Source organism: Pseudosporangium ferrugineum (assembly GCF_003002065.1).
Taxonomy (GTDB): domain Bacteria; phylum Actinomycetota; class Actinomycetes; order Mycobacteriales; family Micromonosporaceae; genus Actinoplanes; species Actinoplanes ferrugineus_A.
Window position 1 is genome coordinate 154,625 of record NZ_PVZG01000008.1, and the last position, 24,908, is coordinate 179,532.

Sequence of the window (24,908 nt, forward strand, 5' to 3'; positions counted from 1 at the left end):
TTCTGCTCTCCCTGACCGGTTCAGGAAAACCGGCTACCTATCCGGTTCGTCGGCGTCGAGGTCCTCCAGCGCCGCCTCCACGTCGCCGACCTGCCGCCGTGCGGAGGAGGCGTCCCGCTCGGCGGAGCGCCGGGCCAGCTTGCGGCGGGAGACCTCGGCCTGCGCCACGATCCGCTGCCGCTCCAGCTCGGCGATCTGCTCCTCGAGCTCGTCGACGGCGTGCCCGGCGGCCCGCTCGGCCGCCTCGGCGTCTTCCAGGGCCGTCTTCGCCTTGCGGTCCGCCGCCCGCGCCGCCGTCAACTGCCGCTGCAGCTCGCGTCGCTTGGCCGCGCGTTCGGCCCGGGCCTTCTCCTCGGCCCGGCGCCGCCGCTCCTCCAGCGCCGACAACTTCTTCGGCCGCACGTCCGCGGGGTCTTCCTCGGCCTCCGGCTCCGGCTCGGCCTCGGGCGCGGCCGCGTCGTCGTCCGCGGTGACCAGGCGCAGCCGCGGCCGCGGAACCTCGCCGAAGCCCGCGTAGGTCGCCGCCTTCACCAGGCGGCCGCTGCGGACCTGCTCGGCGATCTCGGGCTCGGCGAGGGCCGCGCTCAGCGTCGCCTCGACCTCGGCCATCGGCAGCTTCGTCGTCCGCAGCGACGGATCGTCCTCGACGGCGAGCTGCTGCGCGGCCCGTACCAGCGCGGAGACGACCTGGCGGCGCTGGGTGGACAGCTCGCGCAGCTCCTCGCCGCGCAGGCTGCGCTGGGCCTGGCGCAGGGCCGTGGCCAGGCCGGCCAGGTCCTCGATCAGCTCGGGCCGGCGCAGGGCCAGCAGGTTGACCAGCCACGCCGCCACGGTGGGTTTGCGCAGGGCGGCCAGCCGCTTGGCCGCCTCCTTGTCACCCGCCTTCCGCGCGGCGGCGACGGCGGCGGCCCGGCCCGCGACGAAGCCGTCCGGCGACGCCTCGTACAGCTGCCGGACGAGGTCGTCGGTGTCCTGGTGCCGGGCCACGTCAAACGGTGGTGCCCGGGGCGACCTGCGCGTACGTGGTCCCGCCGAGCCGTTCCAGGTGCCCGTTGGAGATCTGCGCGCCGGTCGGGGTCAGCAGCGCGTCGTGCAGCGCGTACGCCCGCCCCGGCCGCACCGCCCGCACGAAGTCGATCGCCTCGCTGAGCTTCATCCAGGGCGCGTTCAGCGGCACGAACAGCGTGTCCACCTCCGCCTCCGGCACGGCGTACGAGTCACCGGGCGTGTAGACCGAGTGGCCGCCGTCCGAGATCAGGTAGCCCAGGTTCGCGATCCGCGGGATGTCCTCGTGGATCACCGCGTGCCGGCCCCCGTACGCCCGGACCGTCAGCCCCGCCGCGCTGAATTCGTCACCCGGCGCGACCGCTGTCACGGCGTCCCCGAGGGCGCCGAGCCGCGGCAGCACGTCGGCGTGCGCGAAGATCGCCAGCCCCGGCCGCCGCTCGGCGGCCTCGGCGAGCGCGTCCACGTCGAGGTGGTCGACGTGCTCGTGGGTGACGAGCACCGCGTCGGCCCCGTCCAGCGCGGACCGCTCGCTGAACGCGCCGGGGTCGACGACCAGAACGCCGTCGCCCTCGAGCCGTAGGCAGGAATGCGTGAACTTCGTGACGCGCACGGGACTCCTCCGCTGCCGAATCGTGACCGCCCACCTCGCAGTCTGCCGGAACCGGCGCACGCGTGCCGCACGTCCCAGGGTGCAGACCTTCACGGGGACAGGAGAATCATCATGGATTTTGCGGCTACGACTTCTCGTCCGGCACGGCGGCCCCGGCATCGGGTGACCGCCGTGTTCTGCGCCGCCGGCCTGGCCGCCACGCTGGCCCTCGCCGGGTGCAGCGGCGACAGCAGCGACTCGGCCTCGACGGCCGGCGGTGGGCAGGGGATCGCCGAACCGGCCGCCCCGGAGAACGCGGGCGGCGCCGCCGACAAGGCCCCGGCGAACGCGGGCGGGGCTGCCGACAAGGCCGCCCCGGCGCAGGACCGGGCGCAGGCTCAGGGACAGCCTCAGGGCCAGCGGCAGCAGCCCGGGAAGAACACCCCCGCGCAGGCCCCGGACCTCGGCATCGACCAGCGGTCGATCATCTACACCGGCTCGATCACCGTACGCGTGGACGACGTGAACATCGCCGCCGCGCAGGCCACCGGCATCGCGGCCGGGGCCGGCGGCTTCATCGGCGAGGACAAGCGCAGCACCTCCGGCGAGCACAGCCCGGCCGACGCCACGCTCAAGCTGCGGGTGCCCGCCGACAAGTTCTCGTCCGTCGTCGATCAGCTCGCCAAGCTCGGCAAGGAGGAGCAGCGCGGGATCAGCACCGAGGACGTCACCGAGGAGACCGTGGACCTCGACGCCCGGATCGCCACGCAGCAGGCCCGGGTCGCCAGCGGCCGCAAGCTGCTGGCCCAGGCGAAGGACCTCGAGGACCTGGTGATGCTGGAGCGCGAGGTCGCCACCCGGGAGTCCGACCTCGCCTCGCTGGAGGCCAAGAAGCGGCGGCTGGCCGACCTGACCGCGCTGTCGACCATCACCCTGGTGCTGCTCGACCCGCAGGCCGAGACGGCCCTGCCGGTGAACGACGACCCGGCCGGCTTCCTCGCCGGGCTGCGGGACGGCTGGACCGGCCTGCTCACCTCGCTGGGGGTCGTGGCGACCGTGCTCGGCTGGCTGCTGCCGTGGCTGCTCCTGCTCGGCCTGCCCGCCTGGGCCGCCCTCTGGTTCCTGCGCCGGCGCAGGGCGCACCCGGCGCCGCAGCCGCAGCCGGCCGAGCAGCAGCCCTCGGCCTAGAAGGAACCCGTGGCGAGCGCTGCCAGGGCGGTGTGCACCATGACGCGCACGCCGTAGCCGATGCAGCGCTCGTCCACGTCGAAGTTGCTCTGGTGCAGGTCGAACTTCGTCTCGGCGCCGGGCGTGCCGGTGCCGAGCCGGATCATCGCGCCCGGGACCTGCTCGAGGTAGAAGGCGAAGTCCTCGCCGCCCATGCTGATCTCCGCCTCGACCACCCGGTCGGCGCCGAGCGCGGCACCGGCGGCACCGGCGATGACGGCCGAGGCCATCCGGTCGTTGATGACCGGCGGGACGCCGCGGTTGTACTGCACCTCGGCCTCGGCGCCGGTCGCCGCGACGACGTCCCGGATCAGCCGGGTGATCAGCTCGGGGGCCGACCGCCACGCGTCCCGGTTGAGGATGCGGACGGTGCCCAGCACCTCGCCCTCGCCCGGGATGGCGTTGAACGCCTCGCCGGCCTTCACCGCGCCCCAGACCATGGACACCCCGGCGCGGGGGTCGACCCGGCGGTCGAGCAGGGCGGGGACGTCCACGATCACCCGGCCGAGGGCGTGCACCAGGTCGGCGGTCAGGTGCGGGCGCGCGGTGTGACCGCCGGGGCCGGTGAGCCGCACCCGGATCGTGTCGGCGGCGGCGGTGAACGGGCCGGAGCGTACGCCGACCAGGCCGGCGGGGAGCTGCGGGTAGCAGTGCAGCGCGTAGATGGCGACGACGTCCTTGAGGGCGCCGGCGGCGATCACCTCGGGGGCGCCGGACGGCACGTACTCCTCGGCGGGCTGGAAGATCAGCCGCACCCGGCCGGGGAGCTCTCCCCGCTCGTTGAGCTGCGCCAGGGCCAGGCCGAGCCCGAGCAGCACGGTGGTGTGCACGTCGTGGCCGCAGGCGTGCGCCACCTTCTCGACCGTCGAGCGGTACGGCACGTCCTTGGTGTCGTGCAGCGGCAGCGCGTCGAGGTCGGCGCGGAACGCGACCACCCGGTCGCCCTGGCCGATGTCGCAGATCACACCGTTGCCCCTGGGCAGCAGCTGCGGGCTCAGCCCGGCCACGGCCAGCTCCCGGGCGACCAGCGCGGCGGTCTCGAACTCCGCGTTGGAGGGTTCGGGGTGCGCGTGGATGTGACGGCGGATGGCTACCAGCTCGGCGCCCCGGGAGGCGAGCCAGCGGTCGAGCTGGCCGGGGAGCGGTTCGGCTCCGGGGGGTGGTGCCGGGAATGATGCCGTCTCGGCGCCCTCGGGCGCCGTCATCGCAGTCGTCACGTCGAATTCTCTATCGCTCTCGGGGTGTGGTCCGGTTTCCGCAACGCGCGACAGCCTAGACCCATTGCCGTGACGCTGTGCAACGTCATTCGCGTGCTGGCGGGACAGCGGACTGTCACGAAAGCCCTGATAAGAGCGATCTCCGGGCGGCATCCGTCAACCACCTCCTACAACGGGTTACGAATCGCGGAGGTGACGCGGTTCAGTCCTGCCTGCGGTCAGAAGTGTTCCACCGGTTGGTGGACCCCCCAGACGCCGCGCAACGTGTGGCAGACCTCCCCCACCGTGGCACGGCGCCGCAAGGCCTCCCGCATCGGGGGCAGGACGTTGTCCGTACCCTCGGCGGCCTTGCGCAGGTCGGCCAGGGCGGCCTCGACCGCCGTGCCGTCGCGCTCGGCGCGCAGGGCGCCGAGCCGGGCGACCTGCTCGGCCTCGATCGCCGGGTCGACCCGCAACGGTTCGTACTTCTCCTCCTCGTCGGCGCCGAAACGGTTGACGCCCACCACGACCCGCTCGCCGGCGTCGATCTGCTGCGAGATCCGGTACGCCGACGCCTCGATCTCCTGCTTCTGGAAGCCCTGCTCGATCGCGTCGACCGCGGAGCCGTACCCGAAGACCCGCTCGATCAGCGCGGTGGCCGTCGCCTCCACCTCGTCGGTCATGGCCTCGATGACGTACGAGCCGGCGAACGGGTCCACGGTGTCGACCATCCCGGTCTCGTACGCGAGCACCTGCTGGGTCCGCAGCGCCAGCCGCGCCGACTTCTCGGTGGGCAGCGCGATCGCCTCGTCGTACGCGTTCGTGTGCAGCGACTGGGTGCCGCCCGCGACCGCACCGAGCGCCTGGACGGCGACGCGTACCAGGTTCACCTCAGGCTGCTGCGCGGTGAGCTGGACCCCGGCGGTCTGGGTGTGGAACCGCAGCATCTGCGACTTCGGATTCTTCGCGCCGAACTCGTCGCGCATGATCCGCGCCCACATCCGCCGGGCGGCCCGGAACTTGGCGATCTCCTCCAGCAGCGTGGTGCGGGCGACGAAGAAGAACGACAGACGGGGGGCGAAGTCGTCGACCGCGAGGCCGGCGGCGATCGCGGTGCGGACGTACTCGATGCCGTTGGCCAGGGTGAACGCGATCTCCTGCGCGGGCGACGCGCCGGCCTCGGCCATGTGGTAGCCGGAGATCGAGATGGTGTTCCATCGCGGGATCTCGGCCTGGCAGTAGGCGAACGTGTCCGCGACCAGCCGCAGCGACGGCTTGGGCGGGAAGATGTAGGTTCCCCGGGCGATGTACTCCTTGAGGATGTCGTTCTGGATCGTGCCCTGAAGGGCAGCCCCCGGGACCCCTTGCTCCTCGGCCACGAGCTGGTAGAGCAGCAGCAGCACCGAGCCCGGCGCGTTGATCGTCATCGACGTGGACACCCTGTCCAGCGGGATGTCGCGGAAGAGCCGCCGCATGTCGTCGAGGGAGTCGATGGCGACGCCCACCTTGCCGACCTCGCCGTGCGCGATCGGCTCGTCGGAGTCGTACCCCATCTGGGTGGGCAGGTCGAACGCCACCGACAGGCCCATGGTCCCGGCCTTGAGCAGCTGGTGGTAGCGGGCGTTGGACTCGGCCGCGGTGCCGAAGCCCGCGTACTGCCGCATGGTCCACGGCCGCTCGGTGTACATCGTCGGGTACACCCCGCGGGTGTAGGGGAACTCACCGGGCCGGCCGAGCCGTTCCTCGGCGTCCGCGGACAGGTCGCCGCTGTCGTAGACCGGCTTGATCTCGAACCCGGATTCTGCGTTCACACCGAAATCCTAAGGCGTCGTTCAGTCGCCGTCAGGTGTGAGGGATTTTGCACTCAGCGTCCGATAAGTTCCACTCTGCGCTACGTCGTGATGACACACCGTCGAGATCTGCAGAACAGCGGGCGACCGGCTTTCCGAATGGGGGTGCGAACCGGCAAGATAGCGGGGTTGGCCGACCGCACCCTCATCCCTTCGGTGGCATCTCACGTGACTCAGATTCCGACGTGGAGCAGTGGCAACACCGCTCCGACCAGCGGACGCGCAGCCCCGGGCACGCTCATCGGCGGGCGTTACACGCTACGTGCCGCGGTCGGTCACGGCGGCATGGGCACGGTCTGGCGTGCCGCCGACACCCTGCTGCGGCGTGACGTGGCCATCAAGGAGGTCATCCTCCCGCCCGGCCTCGCCCCCAGCGACCGCGACTCGATGTACGAACGCACCATGCGCGAGGCGCGTGCGGCGGCGGCCCTGCAGCACCCGGCGGTCGTCCAGGTCTACGACGTCGTGCACGAGAACGGCCGCCCCTGGATCGTCATGGAGCTGCTGGAGGCCCGCAGCCTCGCCGACATGGTGATCGAGGACGGCCCGGTCCCGTCGCGCGTGGTCGCGAAGATCGGCATCGCCCTGCTCGGCGCCCTCGAGGTGGCCCACGCGCACGGCGTGCTGCACCGCGACGTCAAGCCGGCCAACGTGCTGATCTGCACCGACGGCCGCTGCGTGCTCACCGACTTCGGCGTCGCCCGGATGCCCACCGACGTCCAGCTCACCACCCCCGGCATGGTGCTCGGCTCGCCGCACTTCATCTCGCCCGAGCGGGCCATGGGCAGCGACTTCGGCCCGCCCAGCGACCTGTTCTCGCTCGGCGTGACGCTCTACACCGCGATCGAGGGCCGCCCGCCGTTCGACAAGGGCGACCCGATCGAGACGATGCACGCGGTGGTCGAGGACCCGCCCACCCCGGCCGTGCGCGCCGGCTCGCTCACCCCGGTGCTGATGGGCCTGCTCGAGAAGGACCCGGCCCGCCGCTTCGACGTGCAGACCGCCCGCACCATGCTCCGCCAGCAGCTCGCCGGCCCGCTGGCCAGCAAGGCACCGCCGCACATGATGACGGACCCCTACTCGGTGGTCCCGTCGCAGCGGCCGCCCGCCGCCGAGACCCAGCCGATCCCGCCGCCGCAGCCCAAGCCCAGCGGGCAGATCGGCGGGCGCGCCATGCTCGCGCCGGGCGAGTCGCTCTCCGGTCACCTGGCCAAGGTCAAGCAGGGCGGCAAGCGCCGCGCCGAGGAGACCACCCCCGCGGCGTCGTCCGCGGGCCAGCCCACCGGCGCGTACCCTCCCCCGCCCAGCCTGAACGGCGACCGCACCAGCGTGATCCCGCCCGCCGGCGGCGGCGACCGCACCAGCGTGATCCCGCCCTCCGGCGGCGGTGACGACACCACGAGCGTGATCCCGCCCCGCCGGCAGTGGGACGGCGCCCGCGCGGCCCGCGACCCGCTGCCCGGCGGCGGCACCGTCGTGGTGAGCCCCGCGGCGAAGCGCAAGGCCATGATCGACAAGACCGTGGCGACGGTACGGGACGCGACCGGCAAGGCCGTCACCACGGTCAAGGGCTGGCCGCGCAACATCCAGCTCGCCGCGGCCGGCGGGGTGGCGCTGCTGCTCATCCTCGTCGTGGTGCTGGCCTTCTCCGGCGGCGGCGAGGATCCCCAGGCGCCGCCGACCGCGGCCGGGGCGGGGCAGAACGGCCAGCCCGGCCCTGCGGACTTCCCCACCGTCGCCTACAAGGGCCGCGGCACGAGCGTGTCGGTGCCCAAGGGCTGGACGAAGAAGAGCGGCGGCAGCTGGGTCGACTACGTGGACACCGGCGCCGACCGCAAGGTGCGGCTGCTGGTCGAGTCCGGCCGCGGCACCCCGCAGGGCTTCCTCAAGATCGCCGAGGGCAACCTGAAGAAGAAGGGTTCGAGCTGCCCCAAGCCGTACGCGCAGGTCGGCCTCACCGACCGGACCATCGCCGGCAAGCCCGGTGCGGTCCTCGAGTACACGTGCGCGGGCACCCGGCACGGGCTCTGGGGCGCGGTGATCCACGACGGCAAGGCGTATTCGTTCTACATGACGAGCACCGAGGAGCAGTTCGCCGACAGCAAGCCGATCTTCGAGGAACTGGTGCGGACCTTCGCCCTCAACGCTGGTTGATGAGTCCGGCCGTGCTATCCACTGAGCATGGCAACTGACGACCTCCGCACGCTGGCCGAGACCTGGCTGGCCGACGATCCCGACCCGGCCGGCCGCGACGAGATCCGCGCGCTGCTCGACCGGCTCCCGGCCAGCGCCGCCGAACTCGCCGACCGGTTCGCCGGCCCGCTGACCTTCGGCACCGCCGGGCTCCGCGGCCGGCTACGGGCCGGGCCGAACGGCATGAACCTCGCCGTGGTCACCCGCGCCGCCGCCGGCCTGATCGCCTGGCTCGCGGCCCAGGCCGGCGAGGGACCGCTGGTCATCGGGTACGACGCCCGGCACGGGTCGCGGGACTTCGCCGAGCGGACCGCGCGGGTCGCCACCGCCGCCGGGCGCGAGGCGCTGCTGCTGCCCCGCCCGCTGCCGACGCCGGTACTGGCGTACGCGGTGCGCAAGCTCGACGCGGTCGCCGGCGTCATGGTCACCGCCAGCCACAACCCGCCGCAGGACAACGGCTACAAGGTTTACCTGGGCGCTCGGCTCGGCGGCCCGGCCGGCGCCGGCGCCGGCGCGCAGATCGTCCCGCCCGCCGACGCGGGCATCGAAGCGGCCATCCAGGCCGTCGGGACGCTGTCGGAGGTCCCGCTGGGCGACCCGGGCACGGTCCTCGGCGAGGAGATCGTCCAGGGGTACGTGGACAGCGCCGCGGCCGTCGCCGGTGCCGGGCCCCGCGAGCTGAAGGTCGCGTACACGCCGCTGCACGGGGTCGGCGGCAAGGTGCTGGTCGCCGCGTTCGCCGCCGCCGGGTTCGCCGCGCCGTCGGTGGTTGCCGAGCAGGCCGAGCCGGACCCGGACTTCCCCACGGTCGCGTTCCCCAACCCGGAGGAGCCGGGCGCGATGGACCTGCTGCTGGCCCTCGCCACGGCGGAGGGCGCCGACCTCGCCATCGCCAACGACCCGGACGCGGACCGGTGCGCGGTGGCGATCCCGGCCGGCGAGGACGCGGGCTGGCGGCCCCTGCGCGGCGACGAGCTCGGTGTGCTCCTCGCCGACCACCTCATCCGCCGCGGCACCCCGGGCACGTACGCGACCACGATCGTCTCCTCCACCCAGCTCAAGGCCCTGTGCGAGGCCCGCGGCGTGCCGTACGCGGAGACCCTCACCGGCTTCAAGTGGATCGTCCGCGGCGCCGGCGAGCTGGCGTACGGCTACGAGGAGGCGCTGGGCTACTGCGTGGCGCCCGACCTGGTGCGCGACAAGGACGGCATCACGGCCGCGCTGACCGTCGCCGAGCTGGCCGCCACCCTCCGGGCCGAGGGACGGACGCTGCGGGACCGGCTGGACGAGCTCAGCACCGAGCTGGGCGTGCACCGCACCGACCAGGTCTCGGTCCGCGTCGACGACCTCGCCGAGATCACCCGCGCGATGGCCCACGTCCGCGCGGAACCGCCGGCGACGCTGCTCGGCCGCCCCGTCACCGTGGAGGACCGCGCGCCGACGGCGGACGTGCTGACGCTGCGCGCCGAGGGCGTCCGGGTGGTGATCCGGCCGTCCGGCACCGAGCCGAAGCTGAAGGCGTACCTCGAGGTGGTCGAGCCGGTCGGCACGGGCAAGCTGGTCAACGCCCAGTTCCGCTCCGGCGCCGCCATGGCGCAGCTCCGCAAGGAGGTGTCCGCCGCCCTCGGCCTGTGAACGACCGCGGCCCCGCCCTCGGCCTGTGCTACCGAGGGCGGGCGAGCCGGTCGCTGCCGCACGGTCGCTACAGCACGGTCGCTACAGAACCTTGGGAGCGCCCAGGGCGGCCGAGATCGCGCGGCTCAGGGTGGCCACCACCAGGGCCACGCTGGGACGCACGATCGAGTCCTCGAGGTCGGCGCCGCCCGAGAAGCCGGCGCCGCTCGCGATCTGCTCGAGCCGCTCGTGGGCGCGGGCCGCCTCCTCCGGGGGCAGCCGCAGCGCGGGCTCCATCCGGGTGGCCACGAGCAGCGTCGCCAGGGCGGCGGTCCGCTCGTCCGGGACGGCGTCCGTGATCAGCGCGTCGGCCAGCCGCTTGCGGATCTCCGCCTCGAACGCCGGGTCGGTCGTCGGGTAGCGGTGCACGTGGATCGCCCCGAGCTGGGTCTCGTCCACGTCCTGCACCACCCCGCGGGCGACGAGGTCCTCGAGGACCCGCTCGCGGAGCCGGTGGCGCAGGCGCTGGACCCACTGCGCGGGGGTGTGCGGGTCGTCCGCGGCGGCCTTGGCGAGCACCAGGTCGGCGATCGGCTCGCCCGTCGGGGTGGGGTCGTTGACGACGAGGTTCCCGCCGACGTAGGCGATCCGGCCGGCCAGCGCGAGGTCGACCAGCACGGCCGCGGCCATGCCGAGGTCGAGTCCGATGCGGGAACCGGTCGCCTTGCCGGTCTGATCGTCATACGCGAGGAGGAGGAGTTCCTCAGCGAGCGCGATGGAGGTCATGTCCGGAACGATAGTGGCCGGTGTCACCTCCGCAACGACCAGCCGTCCGGATGAACCGCTACTTCGAGACGACGGCCGTGTCCTCGGGCCACGCGCCGCCCTCGAACACGTTGGCGTAGCTCTCGCTGATGTGGCCGATGTCGATCGCCCAGCGGCCCGCCTGCGCGAGCTTCGCCGCCACCAGCGTGCCCGCGGGTCCGAGCGCGATCAGGAACAGCTTGTCCGGGTCGACCGCCTCCAGCAGCGGCATCAGCCTGGGCAGATCCGAGTACGCGTCGATCGGTGTGGAGTAGATGAAATCGACCGACTTCACGTTGTCGAACAGGGCCGGCTCGAGGACGAAGCGGGAGTTCTCGCCGGTGACGATCACCACTTCCTTCGCCTCCCACACGTCGCGCCACAGCTGCACGCCGTGGCGGCCGGTGTGGTGGAAATACTGCGGGCGCGAGACGTGCGCCATCCCCCACGTGAGCGACCTGTCGAGCAGCGGCTCCAGCTCGGGCCAGATGTCCAGCCACACCCCGGTCCAGTGCACGTTCCGGAACGTGTACGGGAAAGCGATCATCAGCTTGTCCCGGTCGTACCCGTCCATCCGCAGCACCTGGCGCAGGTCCCCGGCCAGCCCCGCCGACCACGGCTGGAAGCGCAGGTTGAACTCGGGCCGCAGCATGGTCTTGAGCTCGCCGTCGCCGAACCGCGCGAGGCTGATCCGCTCCTGCCCGACCCGGCGCACGGTCTCCTCGAAGCCGAGCTGGCAGGCGTCGGTGAACTCGCGGATCTCGGCGTACGTGTCCCGCGACGCCAGGGACCGGAAGCCCTCCATGTACTTGCGCTGCTCGCGCAGCTCCCACCGGATGTCGCTGAGCAGCTTGGTGGTCGACTGCTGGTGCTTACGGAGATCCTCGGCCCGCTTCTTCTCGGCCTTGCGCCTCTCGATCTCCCTCGGCGAGGGTCCCTCGACTGCCGGGAGCCCGGCCAGCCGGCGCCGGGCCCGGTGGAGGAATGACGTCCTCGTCGGCTCACTCATCGTTTGTTCTCCTGCTTTCCGGCGGCCAGCATGCCGTCGATCAGACGGCCGGTGGCGGCGCCGTCGTCCAGGTCGCAGCCCTTGGCGGCGAAGTCCCGGTAGCGGTCGGTGTAGCGGGCGGCGACGGCGTCGATGTCACGGATCGCCGCCACCACCTCCTCCGAGGTCGAGAGCAGCGGCCCGGGGGCCTCCTTCTCGAAGTCGAAGTAGAACCCGCGCAGCTCGTCGCGGTAGTGCTCGAGGTCGTACGTGAAGAACACCATCGGCCGGCCGGTGTTGGCGAAGTCGAACATCACCGATGAGTAGTCGGTGATCAGGACGTCCGCCGCGGCGAGCAGTTCCGCCATGTCGGGGTAGGTGGACATGTCGTAGACGAAGCCGTCGCCGTTGCCCGGGATCTCGTCGATGACGTTCGGGTGCCGGCGTACGAGCAGCGCATGGTCCTCACCGAGTTTATTCGCCGCGTCAAGGACATCGATCTTCATCGAAATTTGGTAGCTGCCGCCGCTGTACTCGTCGTCGCGCCAGGTGGGCGCGTACAGGACGAGCTTCTTCCCGGCCGGCACCCCGGCCGCGCGGCGGACCCGTTCCTTGATCTCCGCCCGGTCCTTGAACAGCAGGTCGTTGCGGGGGTAGCCGATCTCCATGATCTCGCCGTCGTAGCGGAAGGCGCGGCGCAGGATCGGCGTGCTGAACGTGTTCGGGGAGACCAGGAAGCTCCAGTTCGGCGCCTCCAGTGCCAGCTTCTCCAGGTAGCGCCGGTCGGTGAACTGCACGTCGGCGATGTCGAAGCCGATCCGCTTGAGCGGCGTGCCGTGCCAGGTCTGCACGACGACCTGCCCCGGACGGCGGACGAACCACTCCGGCAGGTGCTGGTTGGTGACGATGTAGCGGGAGGTCGCGAGCGACTCGTACCAGCGACGGCTCCACAGTGCCACGGGCTCGGCCGTGGACGGCAACGGCGCCTGGCCGTCGGCGCTGACCCACCGGTGCTCCAGCTCGGCGCCGCGCGCGACCAACTCCTCGTGGACGGCGCGCGGGCTGTCCGAATACTGCCGGCCGGTGAAGCTGTTGTAGAGCACGACGTCGCGCAGCGGCTGCTCGCGCAGCGCCGGGTAGTCCTTCTCGCGCAGCCGCGCCTGGTTGGCCCGGCCCCGGTCCTCGTCGCTGAGCGCGTTACGCACCCGCAGCACCACCCGCTCGTCGGTCAGCCACTCGACCGAGACGCGGGGCGAGTCGCCGTCCAGCGGCAACGGCAGCGACGCCATGGCACCGGCGACGGCGGGCAGCGGCTGCACCGGTCCGTTGCCGTCGCGGTACAGGACGTTCCACATGCCCGTACGGATGCGCACATGGGCATCGAAGTTCGGCACCGCGAGCGGGTCGACCTCGGCGGACCAGGTGTCGTCGGCGTGGCGCTCGACCGGGAAGGTCCAGGTCTCGCGGGCGTTGAACGGCCGCAGCACCAGCCTGAAGTCCTCGACCGGACCGTGGATCCGCCCGGTGAACCGGAACTTGCCGCCGGCGGTGGTCACGCCGGTCAGCAGCGGGCCGGTCGGCATGGTGACCAGCTGCGCCTCACCGGAGAGCGCGGGGTGCACGTGCACGCTGACAGCGCCGAGGTCGATCGGATCCCAGCTGAAGTCGTCGGCGATGCCGCAGGCCACCACCCCACTGCGCTTCGTGCCGACGGCGAGATCGATTCGGAACCGGTCGGTGGGCTCGGCGATCCGCAGCGGCCGGTAGGTGCGTCCCTCACCCTGGAGGTCGCGTACGGGGATGCGGAAGCGGAAGAACTCGCCGTCGAGCTCGACCGGGTACCGCCGCCAGGTCAGGCCGTCGACCCGCGACAGCGTCACGCTGGTGACCGGCGCGTCGCCGTGCAGCCGCCCCTCGAGCTCCACGACGTCCCCGGTCAGCCGGCCGCCGGTCAGGCGCGCCGGCACGCGCTCCACCCGGATCCGCAGCCGCCCGCGCTTGACGAACGGGGTGAGCCGGACGTCGTCGCCGACGTCCAGGCCGGTCAGCTTGACCGGGTTGGCGGGCTGGCCCATCTCGAGGGAGCCCTTGCTCATCTGGCCCAGGCCGACGACCCCCATCACCGCGGTCCAGGTGCCGTTGGCCCAGGTCCCCTCGGGCGTACGCAGGGTCTGCGGGTCGATCACGGCGTCGAAGCCGGACCAGTCGTAGTTGTTCTGCGGCGAGCCGTGGTCGGCGGTGGCGTCGATGCAGCGCCGGTTGATGAGCAGCGTGCGCTTGGTCCGCCGGCCCGACCCCTCCTTCAGCCAGATCAGCCGGGAGGTGCTCCACGGCCGCCCGGAGGCCTGACCGGGGATGAACGCGTGCCCGCGGATGTGCAGCTTCCCGTCGCGCCACGAGACGTCGTGGACCTTGGTGCGGGGCCGCGGCGTGCCGGCCGCGAACAGCTCGGGCGGGAGCTGCGGCAGCTTCTCGTGGTACAGGTCCATGTCGTGGTAGCGGCGCAGGCCCTTGCGGGCGATCCGGCGCTGCTTGCGCAGGACCGGGATCAGCTCCAGCAGCTCGGGCAGCATCCGGTTGCGGATCAGGGTCCACTGCACGCGCTGGTGCGCCGGCAGCTCCAGGATCGCTTCCGGGTCGATCGTGTCCAGGTACGCGTTGGTCCGCTCCATGAACACGCGGCGGTACTCGTCGTCGACGTTCGGCAGCACCTTGACGAAGAGGTTGAGGTCGGCGGTCAGCACCGACTCGTCGTAGAGGCGCTTGGTGGCGTGGTGACCCGAGTCGCCGAGCAGCCGGCTGACCTGCCAGCAGTTCTCCAGGCGGTCGGTGAAGGCCTTCAGCTCCTCCCGCCGCTGGGTGATCGACTTGTCGTCGCCCTCGCGTTCCCGCCAGTAGTAGATCGGCACCTCGATGACGTCGACACTCTTCGCGAGCACGTGCAGCGGGACCGTGACCGGCGTGTCCTCGTACAGGACGCCCTCCGGGAAGCGCAGCCCCTGCGAGTCCCAGAACGACTTGCGGTAGACCTTGTTCCAGGCCGTACGGTCGCCGAGCAGGGCCGGCTGCCGGTCGACGTGCGTCCGCAGCTTGGTGCTCTGGAAGATGTCCCGGTGCATGGTGGACTGGATCAGGCCCTTGCTGCTGAGCCGCATGACGTTGCCGCAGGCGAAGTCCGACCCGGTCTTCTCCAGCATCCCGATGAGCAGCTCCGCCGTGTACGCCGGGATCGCATCGTCGCTGTCCATGAACATCAGGTAGTCGCCGGTGACGTGCTCCAGGCCGGTGTTGCGGGCCGCGCCCAGGCCGGCGTTCGCCTTGCTGACCAGCTTGAACCGGGGGTCCCGCGCGGCGAACTCCGCAGCGATGGCACCACTGGCGTCCGTGGAGCCGTCGTCGACCATGATCACTTCAAGCGCGTCCCGGTACTGCCCGGCGATCGACTCCAGGCACTCCTCGAGGTACGGGGCGACGTTGTAAATGGGCACGACGATACTCAACACAGGGCTTGCCATTCGGGCAGAATAAGCCAGCGCCTCAAGGCGTCGCGCGCACACCCGTCAATCCGCACCGTTAGGGTAGCGCCGTGCAATTCATCCTGGCGACCCTGGGCTACGTGGCCGACCCGGACGGTGATCGGATCTTGATGATCCGGCGCGACAAGCGGCCGGACGACCTCCATTTTGGCTATTACAACGGCCTCGGGGGCAAGCTGGAGGGTCACGAGGATGTGACCTCGGGCATACGCAGGGAGATTCGCGAGGAAGCCGGCCTCGAATGCATTTCCGTGGATCTCGCGGGGACGATCTCGTGGCCCGGTTTCGGCCGCAATGGCGAGAACTGGTTCGGCTTCCTCTTCCGCATCCCCGAATGGACCGGCACCCCGTTCTCCGGCAACGACGAGGGCAGCCTGCACTGGGTGCCCAAGGCCGACCTCCTCGCGGGCCGGGTCCCCATGTGGGAGTCGGACCGCCACTTCCTCCCGCTCGTGTTCGCCGAGAAGCCCCGGCCCTTCCACGGCGTGATGCCCTTCCGCGACGGCCGCGCCCAGTCCTGGTCCTTCACCACGGGCTGAGCGCGCTCGGTCCTTGACCACGGGCTGAGCGCGTTCGGTCCTTCACCACGGACTGAGCGCGCGCAACGTCAGAAGCGGGGCATGCCGCCGAACTGACGGTCGCCGGCGTCGCCGAGGCCCGGGACGATGTACATCTTCTCGTTCAGCCCCTCGTCGATCGAGGCGGTCACCAGGCGCAACGGGAGACCCGAGTCCTTCAGCCGCTGGATGCCCTCCGGCGCGGCGAGGACGCAGCAGACGGTGACGTCCGTGCAGCCGCGGTCGACCAGCAGCCGGCAGCAGTGCACGAGCGAGCCGCCGGTCGCCAGCATCGGGTCCAGGACCAGCACCGGCAGGCCGGAGAGGTCGCCGGGCAGCGACTCCATGTACGCCCGCGGCTCGTACGTGTCCTCGTCGCGGGCCAGGCCGACGAAGCCCATCGACGACTCGGGCAGCAGCGCCAGCGCCGAGTCCGCCATGCCCAGGCCGGCCCGCAGGACGGGGACGATCAGCGGCGGGTTCGCCAGCCGGGTGCCCTGGGTCGGCGCGACCGGGGTCTCGATCGGGAACTGCTCCACGGCGAAGGCGCGTGCGGCCTCGTACACGACCATGGTGGTGAGCTCGTGCAGGGCGGCGCGGAACACGCCGGAGTCCGTCCTCGCGTCGCGCATGACGGTGAGTCGGGTCTGAGCCAGCGGATGATCAACGACAAGTACGTCCACGCCGATCAACCTACCGGGGTTGTCCAAGATCAACTGCTGGTGGGCCGCGTAGAATCCCTCTCATGACTGCGACGACGACGTCGAGGCTGCCCGACCTGTCCGGTTCCGCCTTCAACCTCCGGTCTTTCCTGCACGGACTGCCCGGGGTCGACAAGGTCGGGGTCGAGGCACGGGCGGCGGCGCTCGGCACCCGGTCGGTGAAGACCAGCGCCAAGGCGGCCGCCATCGACCTCGCCATCCGGATGGTCGACCTGACCACGCTCGAGGGCGCCGACACCCCGGGCAAGGTCCGCGCGCTCTCCGCCAAGGCGCTGCGCCCCGACCCCGCCGACCCCACCTGCCCCCCGGTGGCCGCGGTGTGCGTCTACCCCGCGATGGTCCCGGTCGCCGCCGAGGTGCTCCGCGGCACCGGCGTCCACCTGGCCAGCGTGGCGACGGCGTTCCCCTCCGGCCAGGCGCCGCTCGACGTCAAGCTCGCCGACACCCGCGACGCCGTCGCCGCCGGCGCCGACGAGATCGACATGGTGATCAGCCGGGGCGCCTTCCTCGCCGGTCGCTACGACCACGTGTACGAGGAGATCGTCGCGGTCAAGGAGGCGTGCGGCTCGGCCCACCTCAAGGTCATCCTGGAGACGGGCGAGCTGGAGACGTACGACAACGTCCGGCGGGCCTCGTGGCTGGCGATGCTGGCCGGCGCCGACTTCATCAAGACGTCCACCGGCAAGGTGCCGGTCGCGGCCACGCTGCCGGTGACGCTGGTCATGCTGGAGGCGGTCCGCGACTTCCGGGCCCGCACCGGCCGCCAGGTCGGGGTCAAGCCGGCCGGCGGCATCCGCACCACCAAGGACGCGATCAAATACCTGGTGCTGATCAACGAGACGGTCGGCGACGACTGGCTCGACCCCGACTGGTTCCGCTTCGGGGCGTCGTCGCTGCTCAACGACCTGCTCATGCAGCGCACCAAGCTGACGACCGGCCACTACGCCGGCCCCGACTACTTCACGCTGGATTGATGGGGATGTTCGAATACGCTCCCGCGCCCGAGTCCCGCTCGGTCGTCGACATCGCACCCTCGTACGGGCTCTTCATCGACGGTGAGTTCGTCCCCCCGGCCTCGTCCGGCGGGGTCTTCAAGACCGTCAACCCGGCCACCGAGGAGGTCCTCGCCGAGGTCTCCACGGCCGGCCCGGAAGACGTCGACCGCGCGGTCACGGCCGCCCGGCGCGCCGCCGGGCCCTGGTCGGCCCTGCCCGGTGCGGAACGCGCCAAGTACCTGTTCCGCATCGCCCGCATCATCCAGGAGCGCTCCCGCGAGCTGGCGGTGCTCGAGTCGCTCGACAACGGCAAGCCGATCCGCGAGTCCCGCGACATCGACCTCCCGCTGGTCGCCGCCCACTTCTTCTACTACGCGGGCTGGGCCGACAAGCTCCGGTACGCCGGCTTCGGCGCCGACCCACGGCCGCTGGGCGTCGCCGCACAGGTGATCCCGTGGAACTTCCCGCTGCTGATGCTCGCGTGGAAGATCGCCCCGGCGCTGGCCACCGGCAACACGGTCGTGCTCAAGCCGGCCGAGACCACCCCGCTGTCGGCGCTGTTCTTCGCCGACGTCTGCCGCCAGGCCGACCTGCCGCCCGGCGTGGTCAACATCGTCACCGGCGCCGGCGAGACCGGCCGCACGCTGGTCGAACACCCCGGCGTCGACAAGGTGGCGTTCACCGGATCGACCGAGGTCGGCCGGCAGATCGCCCGGTCGGTGGCCGGCACCCGCAAGCGGCTGACGCTGGAGCTCGGTGGCAAGGCGGCCAACATCGTCTTCGACGACGCCCCGATCGACCAGGCCGTCGAGGGGATCGTCAACGGCATCTTCTTCAACCAGGGGCACGTGTGCTGCGCGGGCTCCCGGCTGCTCATCCAGGAGTCGGTCTACGACGAGGTGCTGGAATCGCTCAAGCGCCGGATGGCCACCCTGCGCGTGGGCGACCCGCTGGACAAGAACACCGACGTCGGCGCGATCAACTCGGCGGAGCAGCTGGAGCGCATCCGTACGCTCTCCGACATCGGCGCCGAGGAGGGCGCCGAGCGCTGGTCGCCGCCGTGCACGCTGCCCGCGCAGGGCTTCTGGTTCGCCCCGACGATCTTCACCGGGGTCACCCAGGCACACCGGATCGCCCGCGAGGAGATCTTCGGCCCGGTGCTGTCGGTGCTCACCTTCCGCACCCCCGCCGAGGCGATCGAGAAGGCCAACAACACCCCGTACGGGCTGTCGGCCGGTGTCTGGTCCGAGAAGGGCTCGCGGATCCTGGCGGTCGCCGACAAGCTGCGCGCCGGTGTCGTCTGGGCCAACACGTTCAACAAGTTCGATCCCACGTCGCCCTTCGGCGGCTACAAGGAGTCCGGATACGGCCGTGAGGGCGGCCGGCACGGCCTGGAGGCGTACCTTGCCTGAGTCCTCTTCTTCCCGCTCCCGCAAGAGCGCCCCCACGTCGGCCGGCAAGGCCGTCGCCGTCCGGCGGTCGTCGGCGGTCCGGGCGGGCACCACCGCCGGAGTTCCCGCCGTCGCGCCCGTCACCCCGCCCGGCCCGCCCGGCCGGCTCGCCGTACGCAAGACCTACAAGCTGTTCATCGGCGGGGCCTTCCCCCGCAGCGAATCGGGACGGACCTATCTCGTGGACGGCGACAACGCGGCGCTCGCCTCCCGCAAGGACGCGCGGGACGCCGTCGTCGCGGCCCGCAAGGCCCAGCCCAAGTGGGCCGGCGCCACCGCGTACAACCGCGGCCAGGTGCTCTACCGGGTCGCCGAGATGCTCGAGGCCCGGCACGCCGAGTTCGTGGCCTGCGGCGTCCCCGCCGCCGAGGTGGACGCCGCCGTCGACCGCTGGGTCTGGTACGCCGGCTGGGCCGACAAGATCGCCCAGGTGCACGGCGGCGCCAACCCGGTCGCCGGCCCGTTCTTCAACATCTCCGCGCCCGAGCCCACGGGCGTCGTCGGCGTCGTCGCCCCGGCGTCCTTCCTGGGCCTGGTCAGCGTCATCGCCCCGGCGATCGTCACCGGCAACACCGTGGTGGTGCTCGCGCCGGCCCCGCAGGCGGCGATCATCCTCGCCGAGGTGCTGGCGACCTCGGACATGCCGGGCGGCGTGGTGAACATCCTCACCGGGCACCCCGCGGAGACCGCGCCCTGGCTCGCGTCCCACGACGACGTCAACGCGCTCGACCTGACCGGCGTCACCGACCCGGCGCTCGCCGCCGACCTCGAGCGCACCGCCGCCGGCAGCCTCAAGCGGGTCGTACGCCCGGCCGGCGACCCGGACTTCACCGCGGATCCGGGCCTGACGCCCATGACATCCCTGCTGGAGACCAAGACCGTCTGGCACCCGAAGGGCTTCTGAGCCGCGGCGAGCCGGGACGCGGTCGGCCCGCGTCCAGGTGCGACCACTAAGGTGTGCCCTGACTCACCCCGTCCGAACAGCTTGCGAGAACCAACCCGGAGGTCAGCGTGGCCAGCCAGTCGCCCGAAGAGGCCGCAGAAACCTCGTCGGCCAGGGACGGCCTCAGCGGCCGTGAGCTCTGGGACGAGGTCCGCGTCTCGCCGGTGGAGATCGCCATGCCCGGTGGGGTGGCGCTGACGCTGCGGGCGTACCGGAAGGCCTCGGAGCTCACCCCCACCGAGATCGAGACGGACGAGGACGACCCGTTCGAGGCGCGCGAGCGCGCGGCCGCCGCGCGGGCCGCCGCCGACGAGGAAGTGATCGTCGACGACGAGTTCGCCGCGCTGGTCGCCGAGGGCGAAGCCGACCCGAAGGACCGCAAATCGGGCGGCGTGCTGCGCAACGAGGACGGCGAGATCGTCGACGAGCCCGACCCCGAGGACTTCAAGGACGACAAGGCGGAGGAGGCCGCGGAGCAGGAGGAGGACGAGGAGGTGCCCGTCTTCCTGAGCAACCGCGGCAAACTGCTGGCCTTCAAGACCCCCGAGTCGCTGGTCTCCTTCATTCAATCGGGTGCTCCGCACGACCTCGCACAATTGGACACCTGGGCCGTTTTGGCCGAGCGGGTACAGTCGTCCGACGTAGACCCGCTCCCGGAGGACCGCTACGAACTCGACCTGGTGGTGGAGAACCTGCGGGGCGGCCACGACACATGGGATCTGCCGCTGCTCATCGCCGCCGGCGAGGTGGCCCGCGACCTGGGCCACGCGTTGCGGCTCAAGTCCGTGATCCTGGCACTGGCGCCGGGTTCGCCGCTCGACGACCTGGACGAGTCCCTGCGGTCCGCGGAAAGTGGCGGAATGGGCGGTTTCTTCGGTCGTCGCAAGCTCCGTAAAATCGGCGCTCAGCAGGCGAGTCTGGGGTGGCGCTCGGTAATCGGCAAGATCTCTGCCGCTGTGGACTGGCGCGACTGACCCCTCACCAGGGACCATCAGTCCTTGGCCGAAGACAGGTCGCGAACAACCCTCACCCGGGGAGGAGGACGACGCCGTGGCGCTCGTGCGCGTGTACTGCGGTCTGGCGTCGGCTGATGAGACGGTGCGAACGGCTCCGGCCGGATCGGCACTGACCATCGCCGTGGTCGACGACGCGGGGCGGCTGCTCGGAGTCCATGAGATCAGCGACGACCCGGCCGGCTACGCCCAGCTCGGGATGCTGCTCGTCGAGCGGACCAGCGGCTTCGCCGAGGCCGCGGTGGCCGCCGACAGCGACGACCACATGGTCACATCGCTGCTGACCGCCGCCGGCCGTCCGCTCGTGGTCGCCGACGACGACTCCACCGACGACTTCGCCGAGCGGTTCGCCGACGACGAGTCGCCGGACGAGATCGCCGCGCCGCCGGCCGCCCGCCGCGCCGCCGGCCTCGCCCGGGCGCTCCAGGCCGGAGCCATCACCGCCGTCGCCCTCCCGGCGCCCCGCGAGCTGGTCAGCTACAAGCCGGTGCTCGCCGCGCACGTCGCCATGCTCAACGGCCGCTACTCCGCCTCGATCGCCCTGCGCGAGGTGCTGCGCGAGCTGTATCCGGCGGCGCTGCGGGCGTATCCGGACCCCGCTCACCCGCTGGCCCTCGCCGTGCTGGACGCGCTCCCCGAGCCCGGCCGCCTCAGCGGCCGGGGAAGGGACTCCCAGCAGGTCGCCGAGGAGGTCGCCGCCGAGCTGACCCGCGCCGGCGCCGGCACCGAGGACCAGGTCGTCTCCGCCGTCACCGCGCTGCTGGTGGCCATCAGCGAATCGCCCCGCCGCGGCGGCGTCAACAAGGCCCTCGCCCCGGCCGCGGCCGACACCGTGCGTCACGCCGTGGCCGCGGTGCGCTCCTGCGACTCCGCCTGCGAGGCCCTGGTCGGCACCCTTGCCGCCCGGGTCAGTCAGCAGGCCGGCGCCCCCGGCCGCCGTCAGGCGGGTTCCCGCCGCGCCGCCGAGCCGGAGAACACCCCCGCCTCCCCGACGCGTCCGGATTCTGCGACACGTCAGGACTCCGCGGCGCGTTCCGGCTCCCCGACGCGGCCCGGCTCCCCGATGCGTCCCGGTGACACCGGCACCCGGCTCGGTCGTCCCGGTGACACCGGCACCCGGCTCGGTCGTCCCGGTGACACCGGCACCCGGCTGGGCCGGCGCACCCGGCCCGAACCGGCCGCCGCGGGCAACGGCCCGGTGACGCCGCGCCCGCTGACCACCCCGCCGGTCGCACCCGACCCGATCATGCCGCCGCCGCTGGCTCCGCGCCCGGTGACGCCGCCGCCCGTCGCGCCGGCCGCGAGCCTGCCGACGCGTACCCCGAACCCCGGACCGGCCAGCCGCCCGGTCTCCGTGCCGCCGCCCCCGCCGGGCATGACGCCGATCACGCCGGGCTCGCGCCCGTCCTCGGTGCCGCCCGCCGACGCCGGTCAGCCGTTCCGCCCCACCCTGACCAACGCGGCCATGAGCAACGCCCGCGCCGAACGCCAACGCACGGTCATCCCGCCGAGCAGCCGCACGCCCGCCTCCAACGGCGCCACGGACTACTCGCTGCCGATGCCCATCCAGCGCACGTCCGCCGAGACGCCGGAGCCCGGCTCCCGCGCCAACTGGCCGCTGCTCAACACCAGCGACGACGCCGCGCCGCCCACGATCCCGCCCGCCGCCGCGGTGAGCAGCCCGCCCACCGACGGCCGGGTCAAGCCGCCGTGGCAGGACATGCCCAAGGAGCCGCCGGCCCTGCGCCTCGTCGAATCTGGCCTCGGCGGCCTCGAACCGGCCCCGCCGGCCTCCGAGCCCCCGCCGCTGCGCCTGGTGGACGACCGCGGCAACCGCTCCGGCCGCGTCACCGCCCGCCGCACGGCGCCGACCCTGACCGCCCTGGACCGCAGCACCACACCCCCGGTCCCGGCCGAGGGCGACGGCGACCTCCTGATCTTCGCGGCGGCCCGCTCCGCCTGGTTCACCGGCCACGACGAGTCGGTCTCGCCCGCCGAGATGGACTGGACCAGCCCGATGGACACGGGCTGGCGCGCGGCGGAGAAGGCAGCGGCCCCCTCCATCACCACGGAAACGTCCGCGGGCCTGCCCAAGCGCGTCCCCCAGGCCAACCTCGTCCCCGGCTCCCCCCTCCGCGAGGAACGCCCCCTCCGCATCGTCCGCGACGCGGCCAGCATCGCAGCCCACACCACCGGCTACTTCCGAGGCTGGCGCCGAGGCCAAGAAATCGGCGGCTACGCCATCGGCGGCCGCCCGGGCCGCGAAGCAGCAGGCGGCTGGGACTTCAGCCGCGACGGCCAGGAATCCGAGGACTATCGCAACGCGGGCTACCCCAGCCGCTAACCGCCCACCGCCGATCCGCCCGGGTCCGCCGAGCCCTCGGCCCGCCCGGGTCCGCCGCGTCCGCACGGCCCGTCGGTTCCGTTCGTGTCCGCACGGTCCGTCGGTTCCGCCCATATCCGCCGTGTCAGTCCGGGGCCCTCCGGTCCGCCGGGTCCCCTGGTCCCCCTGGCCCCGCCGAGTCCTCGGTCCGTCCGGTACAGCCGCGTCCGCCCGGTCCGCCCGGTGGTCCCGCTCTGCGAGCTCCAGGGCGCCGGCTCCGCTGGAGCAACGGCGGCTGGGTGCGGTGATGAGTCTGGGTTGCGTGCGGACCGCGCGACGCTGCCCGGTTCTACAACCAGGCCGTCACGGACTTACGGTCGGCGCTGAGCGGCGCTGAGAAGTCCTGTACCCCAAGGCCTGGACTCGGCGGCATTCGCGGTCGTTTCGGCGCTCAGCGACCGTCTCAGCCGTCGCAACGACGCCTGTCCGCAACGGACCGTCCACGCCTGAGTCGTATCGGACCGTCAGGCAGACCCGGCAGCGGCCGACGGCCAGTGACCGGATGAGACAGACAGCGATGACCCGGACCCGCGCGCCGGTCAGTCATGCCCAATGTCGACGCGAGCCGGACGGCGAGGAACCGGCCGGGACGGCGGGGGAACGCCGAGCGGGACCTCCGGCCCGAGCCGGACCCGCCGCGCCCAGCGGGGACCGGGGCGGGCCCAGCAAGGACCAGACTGGCCGACCCGGACCCGCCAGGCCAAGTGGGGACTGCCAGGCCAAGCAGGGACCGGCCGGGCGGGACTTCCCCGGAGAGCGACTTGGCGGGGTTCTGGGCATGCAAAAGTCCCGCTCTGGCGGGCAGAGCGGGACTTTCGACCGGCTGTCAGGCGGGTGCTACCGCGCGCGAACGGCGCATGGTGAGCACGTACTCGACGAGCGAGATCAGGACGTTCTTCGTCGACTCGCGGTTTCGCGCGTCGCAGCTGACCACGGGGACGTCGCTGGAGATCGCGAGCGCGTCGCGAACGTCCTGGGCGTTGTGGTACTGCATGCCGTCGAAGCAGTTTATGGCCACCAGGTACGGCAGCCGCCTGTGCTCGAAGAAGTCGATGGCGGCGAAGCAGTCGGCGAGCCGACGCGTGTCCACCATGACCACCGCACCGATGGCGCCCCGTACCAGCTCGTCCCACATGAACCAGAAACGCGTCTGGCCCGGCGTGCCGAACAGATACAAGATCAGGTCGCGGTCGATGCTGATGCGGCCGAAGTCCATCGCCACGGTGGTCGTCGTCTTCCCCGGCACCTGCCGGTTGTCGTCGACGCCCACACCGGCGGAGGTCATGATCGCCTCAGTGGTCAGCGGGGTGATCTCCGAGACCGACCCCACCAACGTCGTTTTACCGACGCCGAATCCACCGGCGATCACAATCTTCGCCGATGTCACACGTCCGGCGGTCGGCCGGCGCGCCATGTCAGAGCCTGCGAAGTCCACTCAGCACCCTTTCCAGCAGTTCCGTACCCACCGCATCGGTCTCATCCTCCAGCGATGTCGGCTCGTAGACCGCCACCAGGCCGTCGTGGGCCATGTCGGCGACGATCACTCGGGCCACCCCGAGCGGCAGTTGCATGCGTGCGGCGATCTCGGCCAGCGACTGGACTCTGCCGCCATCGCACATCGCCGCGATGTACTGGTGTTCGCTCCCGCCCCGGCCCGTACCGGTGGAACGGCCGCGGACGGTGGTCTCGACGAGCGCTTCCAGCGCGATCTCGAGCTTGGGCCGGGTTCGGCCACGGGTCACGGCGTACGGTCTGACCAGTGCTCCGGTCGGCTCATCGCGTTCGGGCATCGTCACCGCTCACCCCATCCCTCGGCCCATAGAAGTGTCTCGTGTTGTC

General features: G+C 72.1%; 19 protein-coding genes. 9 read left to right on the top strand and 10 right to left on the bottom strand.

The annotated features are described in order from the left end of the window. Positions 1-33 precede the first annotated feature (33 nt). Together CLV70_RS18620 and CLV70_RS18625 are read right to left on the bottom strand one after the other, a co-directional pair. A complete protein-coding gene (locus tag CLV70_RS18620; RefSeq protein WP_106127795.1) occupies positions 34-987 on the bottom strand; it encodes a hypothetical protein in 954 nt (317 codons plus the stop codon). A gap of 1 nt (position 988) precedes the next feature. Continuing rightward, complete coding sequence (locus CLV70_RS18625) at positions 989-1,618, bottom strand: MBL fold metallo-hydrolase (RefSeq protein WP_106127796.1); 630 nt, start codon at positions 1,616-1,618, stop codon at positions 989-991. Between the two features lie 162 nt (positions 1,619-1,780). Between CLV70_RS18625 and CLV70_RS18630 the strand changes: the two genes are divergently transcribed. After that, the gene (locus CLV70_RS18630; RefSeq protein WP_245908314.1) at positions 1,781-2,785 is read left to right on the top strand and encodes a DUF4349 domain-containing protein; all 1,005 of its coding nucleotides are present in this window, start codon (positions 1,781-1,783) and stop codon (positions 2,783-2,785) included. Here the strand turns inward: CLV70_RS18630 and CLV70_RS18635 are convergent. Both CLV70_RS18635 and CLV70_RS18640 read right to left on the bottom strand, forming a co-directional pair. Beyond that, entirely contained in the window at positions 2,782-4,041 is a 1,260-nt protein-coding gene (locus tag CLV70_RS18635; protein ID WP_106127798.1) for an amidohydrolase, read from the bottom strand. The genes CLV70_RS18630 and CLV70_RS18635 overlap by 4 nt on opposite strands. Positions 4,042-4,259: 218 nt before the next feature. Then, on the bottom strand, positions 4,260-5,831 hold the full coding sequence (locus tag CLV70_RS18640) for an acyl-CoA mutase large subunit family protein (protein WP_106127799.1): 1,572 nt from the start codon (positions 5,829-5,831) through the stop codon (positions 4,260-4,262). Positions 5,832-6,038: 207 nt separating this feature from the next. On the opposite strand from CLV70_RS18640, the gene CLV70_RS18645 reads away from it, so the two are divergent. Next, positions 6,039-8,024: a serine/threonine-protein kinase gene (locus CLV70_RS18645; protein WP_106127800.1), complete on the top strand. Its 1,986-nt coding sequence runs from the start codon at positions 6,039-6,041 to the stop codon at positions 8,022-8,024. Between the two features lie 27 nt (positions 8,025-8,051). Further along, entirely contained in the window at positions 8,052-9,698 is a 1,647-nt protein-coding gene (locus CLV70_RS18650) for a phospho-sugar mutase (RefSeq protein ID WP_106127801.1), read from the top strand. 81 nt (positions 9,699-9,779) lie between these two features. Here CLV70_RS18650 and CLV70_RS18655 read toward each other — a convergent pair whose 3' ends face one another. From CLV70_RS18655 to CLV70_RS18665, 3 genes are read right to left on the bottom strand one after another with little or no spacing between them, the layout of a single operon-like run. Continuing rightward, complete coding sequence (locus CLV70_RS18655) at positions 9,780-10,463, bottom strand: GOLPH3/VPS74 family protein (RefSeq protein ID WP_106127802.1); 684 nt, start codon at positions 10,461-10,463, stop codon at positions 9,780-9,782. A gap of 58 nt (positions 10,464-10,521) precedes the next feature. After that, a complete protein-coding gene (locus tag CLV70_RS18660; protein WP_106127803.1) occupies positions 10,522-11,490 on the bottom strand; it encodes a GT-D fold domain-containing glycosyltransferase in 969 nt (322 codons plus the stop codon). Next, entirely contained in the window at positions 11,487-14,984 is a 3,498-nt protein-coding gene (locus CLV70_RS18665; RefSeq protein WP_106127804.1) for a bifunctional glycosyltransferase/CDP-glycerol:glycerophosphate glycerophosphotransferase, read from the bottom strand. Before CLV70_RS18665 ends, CLV70_RS18660 begins: the two co-directional genes overlap by 4 nt. A gap of 71 nt (positions 14,985-15,055) precedes the next feature. On the opposite strand from CLV70_RS18665, the gene CLV70_RS18670 reads away from it, so the two are divergent. Next, positions 15,056-15,544 (top strand): NUDIX hydrolase, encoded by a 489-nt coding sequence (locus tag CLV70_RS18670; protein ID WP_106127805.1) that lies wholly within the window; start codon positions 15,056-15,058, stop codon positions 15,542-15,544. A 68-nt stretch (positions 15,545-15,612) separates the two neighbouring features. On the opposite strand, the gene upp is transcribed toward CLV70_RS18670, so the two are convergent. After that, positions 15,613-16,245: a uracil phosphoribosyltransferase gene (gene upp, locus CLV70_RS18675; protein ID WP_106127950.1), complete on the bottom strand. Its 633-nt coding sequence runs from the start codon at positions 16,243-16,245 to the stop codon at positions 15,613-15,615. 62 nt (positions 16,246-16,307) lie between these two features. Here upp and deoC point away from each other — a divergent pair, with 62 nt between their 5' ends. The 5 genes from deoC (at position 16,308) to CLV70_RS18700 (ending at position 23,030) form a co-directional block, all read left to right on the top strand. Then, on the top strand, positions 16,308-17,258 hold the full coding sequence (gene deoC, locus CLV70_RS18680) for a deoxyribose-phosphate aldolase (protein WP_106127806.1): 951 nt from the start codon (positions 16,308-16,310) through the stop codon (positions 17,256-17,258). A gap of 5 nt (positions 17,259-17,263) precedes the next feature. After that, entirely contained in the window at positions 17,264-18,691 is a 1,428-nt protein-coding gene (locus CLV70_RS18685) for an aldehyde dehydrogenase family protein (protein WP_106127807.1), read from the top strand. 169 nt (positions 18,692-18,860) lie between these two features. Beyond that, positions 18,861-19,634: an aldehyde dehydrogenase family protein gene (locus CLV70_RS18690; protein ID WP_106127951.1), complete on the top strand. Its 774-nt coding sequence runs from the start codon at positions 18,861-18,863 to the stop codon at positions 19,632-19,634. A gap of 107 nt (positions 19,635-19,741) precedes the next feature. Continuing rightward, complete coding sequence (locus CLV70_RS18695; RefSeq protein WP_106127808.1) at positions 19,742-20,647, top strand: DNA primase; 906 nt, start codon at positions 19,742-19,744, stop codon at positions 20,645-20,647. 76 nt (positions 20,648-20,723) lie between these two features. Then, positions 20,724-23,030 carry a transposase gene (locus tag CLV70_RS18700; protein WP_211303806.1) on the top strand — a complete coding sequence of 769 codons (2,307 nt, stop codon included), beginning with the start codon at positions 20,724-20,726 and terminating at the stop codon, positions 23,028-23,030. Between the two features lie 865 nt (positions 23,031-23,895). Here the strand turns inward: CLV70_RS18700 and CLV70_RS18705 are convergent. Continuing rightward, a complete protein-coding gene (locus CLV70_RS18705; RefSeq protein WP_071807363.1) occupies positions 23,896-24,483 on the bottom strand; it encodes a GTP-binding protein in 588 nt (195 codons plus the stop codon). Between the two features lies 1 nt (position 24,484). Continuing rightward, complete coding sequence (locus tag CLV70_RS18710; RefSeq protein ID WP_071807367.1) at positions 24,485-24,859, bottom strand: DUF742 domain-containing protein; 375 nt, start codon at positions 24,857-24,859, stop codon at positions 24,485-24,487. Between the last annotated feature and the right edge of the window lie 49 nt (positions 24,860-24,908).

Excerpts from the sequence above, each read along its gene's own strand:
- CLV70_RS18660 (WP_106127803.1), bottom strand. The coding sequence starts at position 11,490 with ATGAGTGAGCCGACGAGGACGTCATTCCTCCACCGGGCCCGGCGCCGG.
- CLV70_RS18665 (WP_106127804.1), bottom strand. The coding sequence starts at position 14,984 with ATGGCAAGCCCTGTGTTGAGTATCGTCGTGCCCATTTACAACGTCGCC.
- CLV70_RS18655 (WP_106127802.1), bottom strand. The coding sequence starts at position 10,463 with ATGACCTCCATCGCGCTCGCTGAGGAACTCCTCCTCCTCGCGTATGAC.
- deoC (WP_106127806.1), top strand. The coding sequence starts at position 16,308 with ATGACTGCGACGACGACGTCGAGGCTGCCCGACCTGTCCGGTTCCGCC.
- CLV70_RS18705 (WP_071807363.1), bottom strand. The coding sequence starts at position 24,483 with ATGGCGCGCCGGCCGACCGCCGGACGTGTGACATCGGCGAAGATTGTG.
- CLV70_RS18685 (WP_106127807.1), top strand. The coding sequence starts at position 17,264 with ATGTTCGAATACGCTCCCGCGCCCGAGTCCCGCTCGGTCGTCGACATC.
- CLV70_RS18710 (WP_071807367.1), bottom strand. The coding sequence starts at position 24,859 with ATGCCCGAACGCGATGAGCCGACCGGAGCACTGGTCAGACCGTACGCC.
- CLV70_RS18650 (WP_106127801.1), top strand. The coding sequence starts at position 8,052 with ATGGCAACTGACGACCTCCGCACGCTGGCCGAGACCTGGCTGGCCGAC.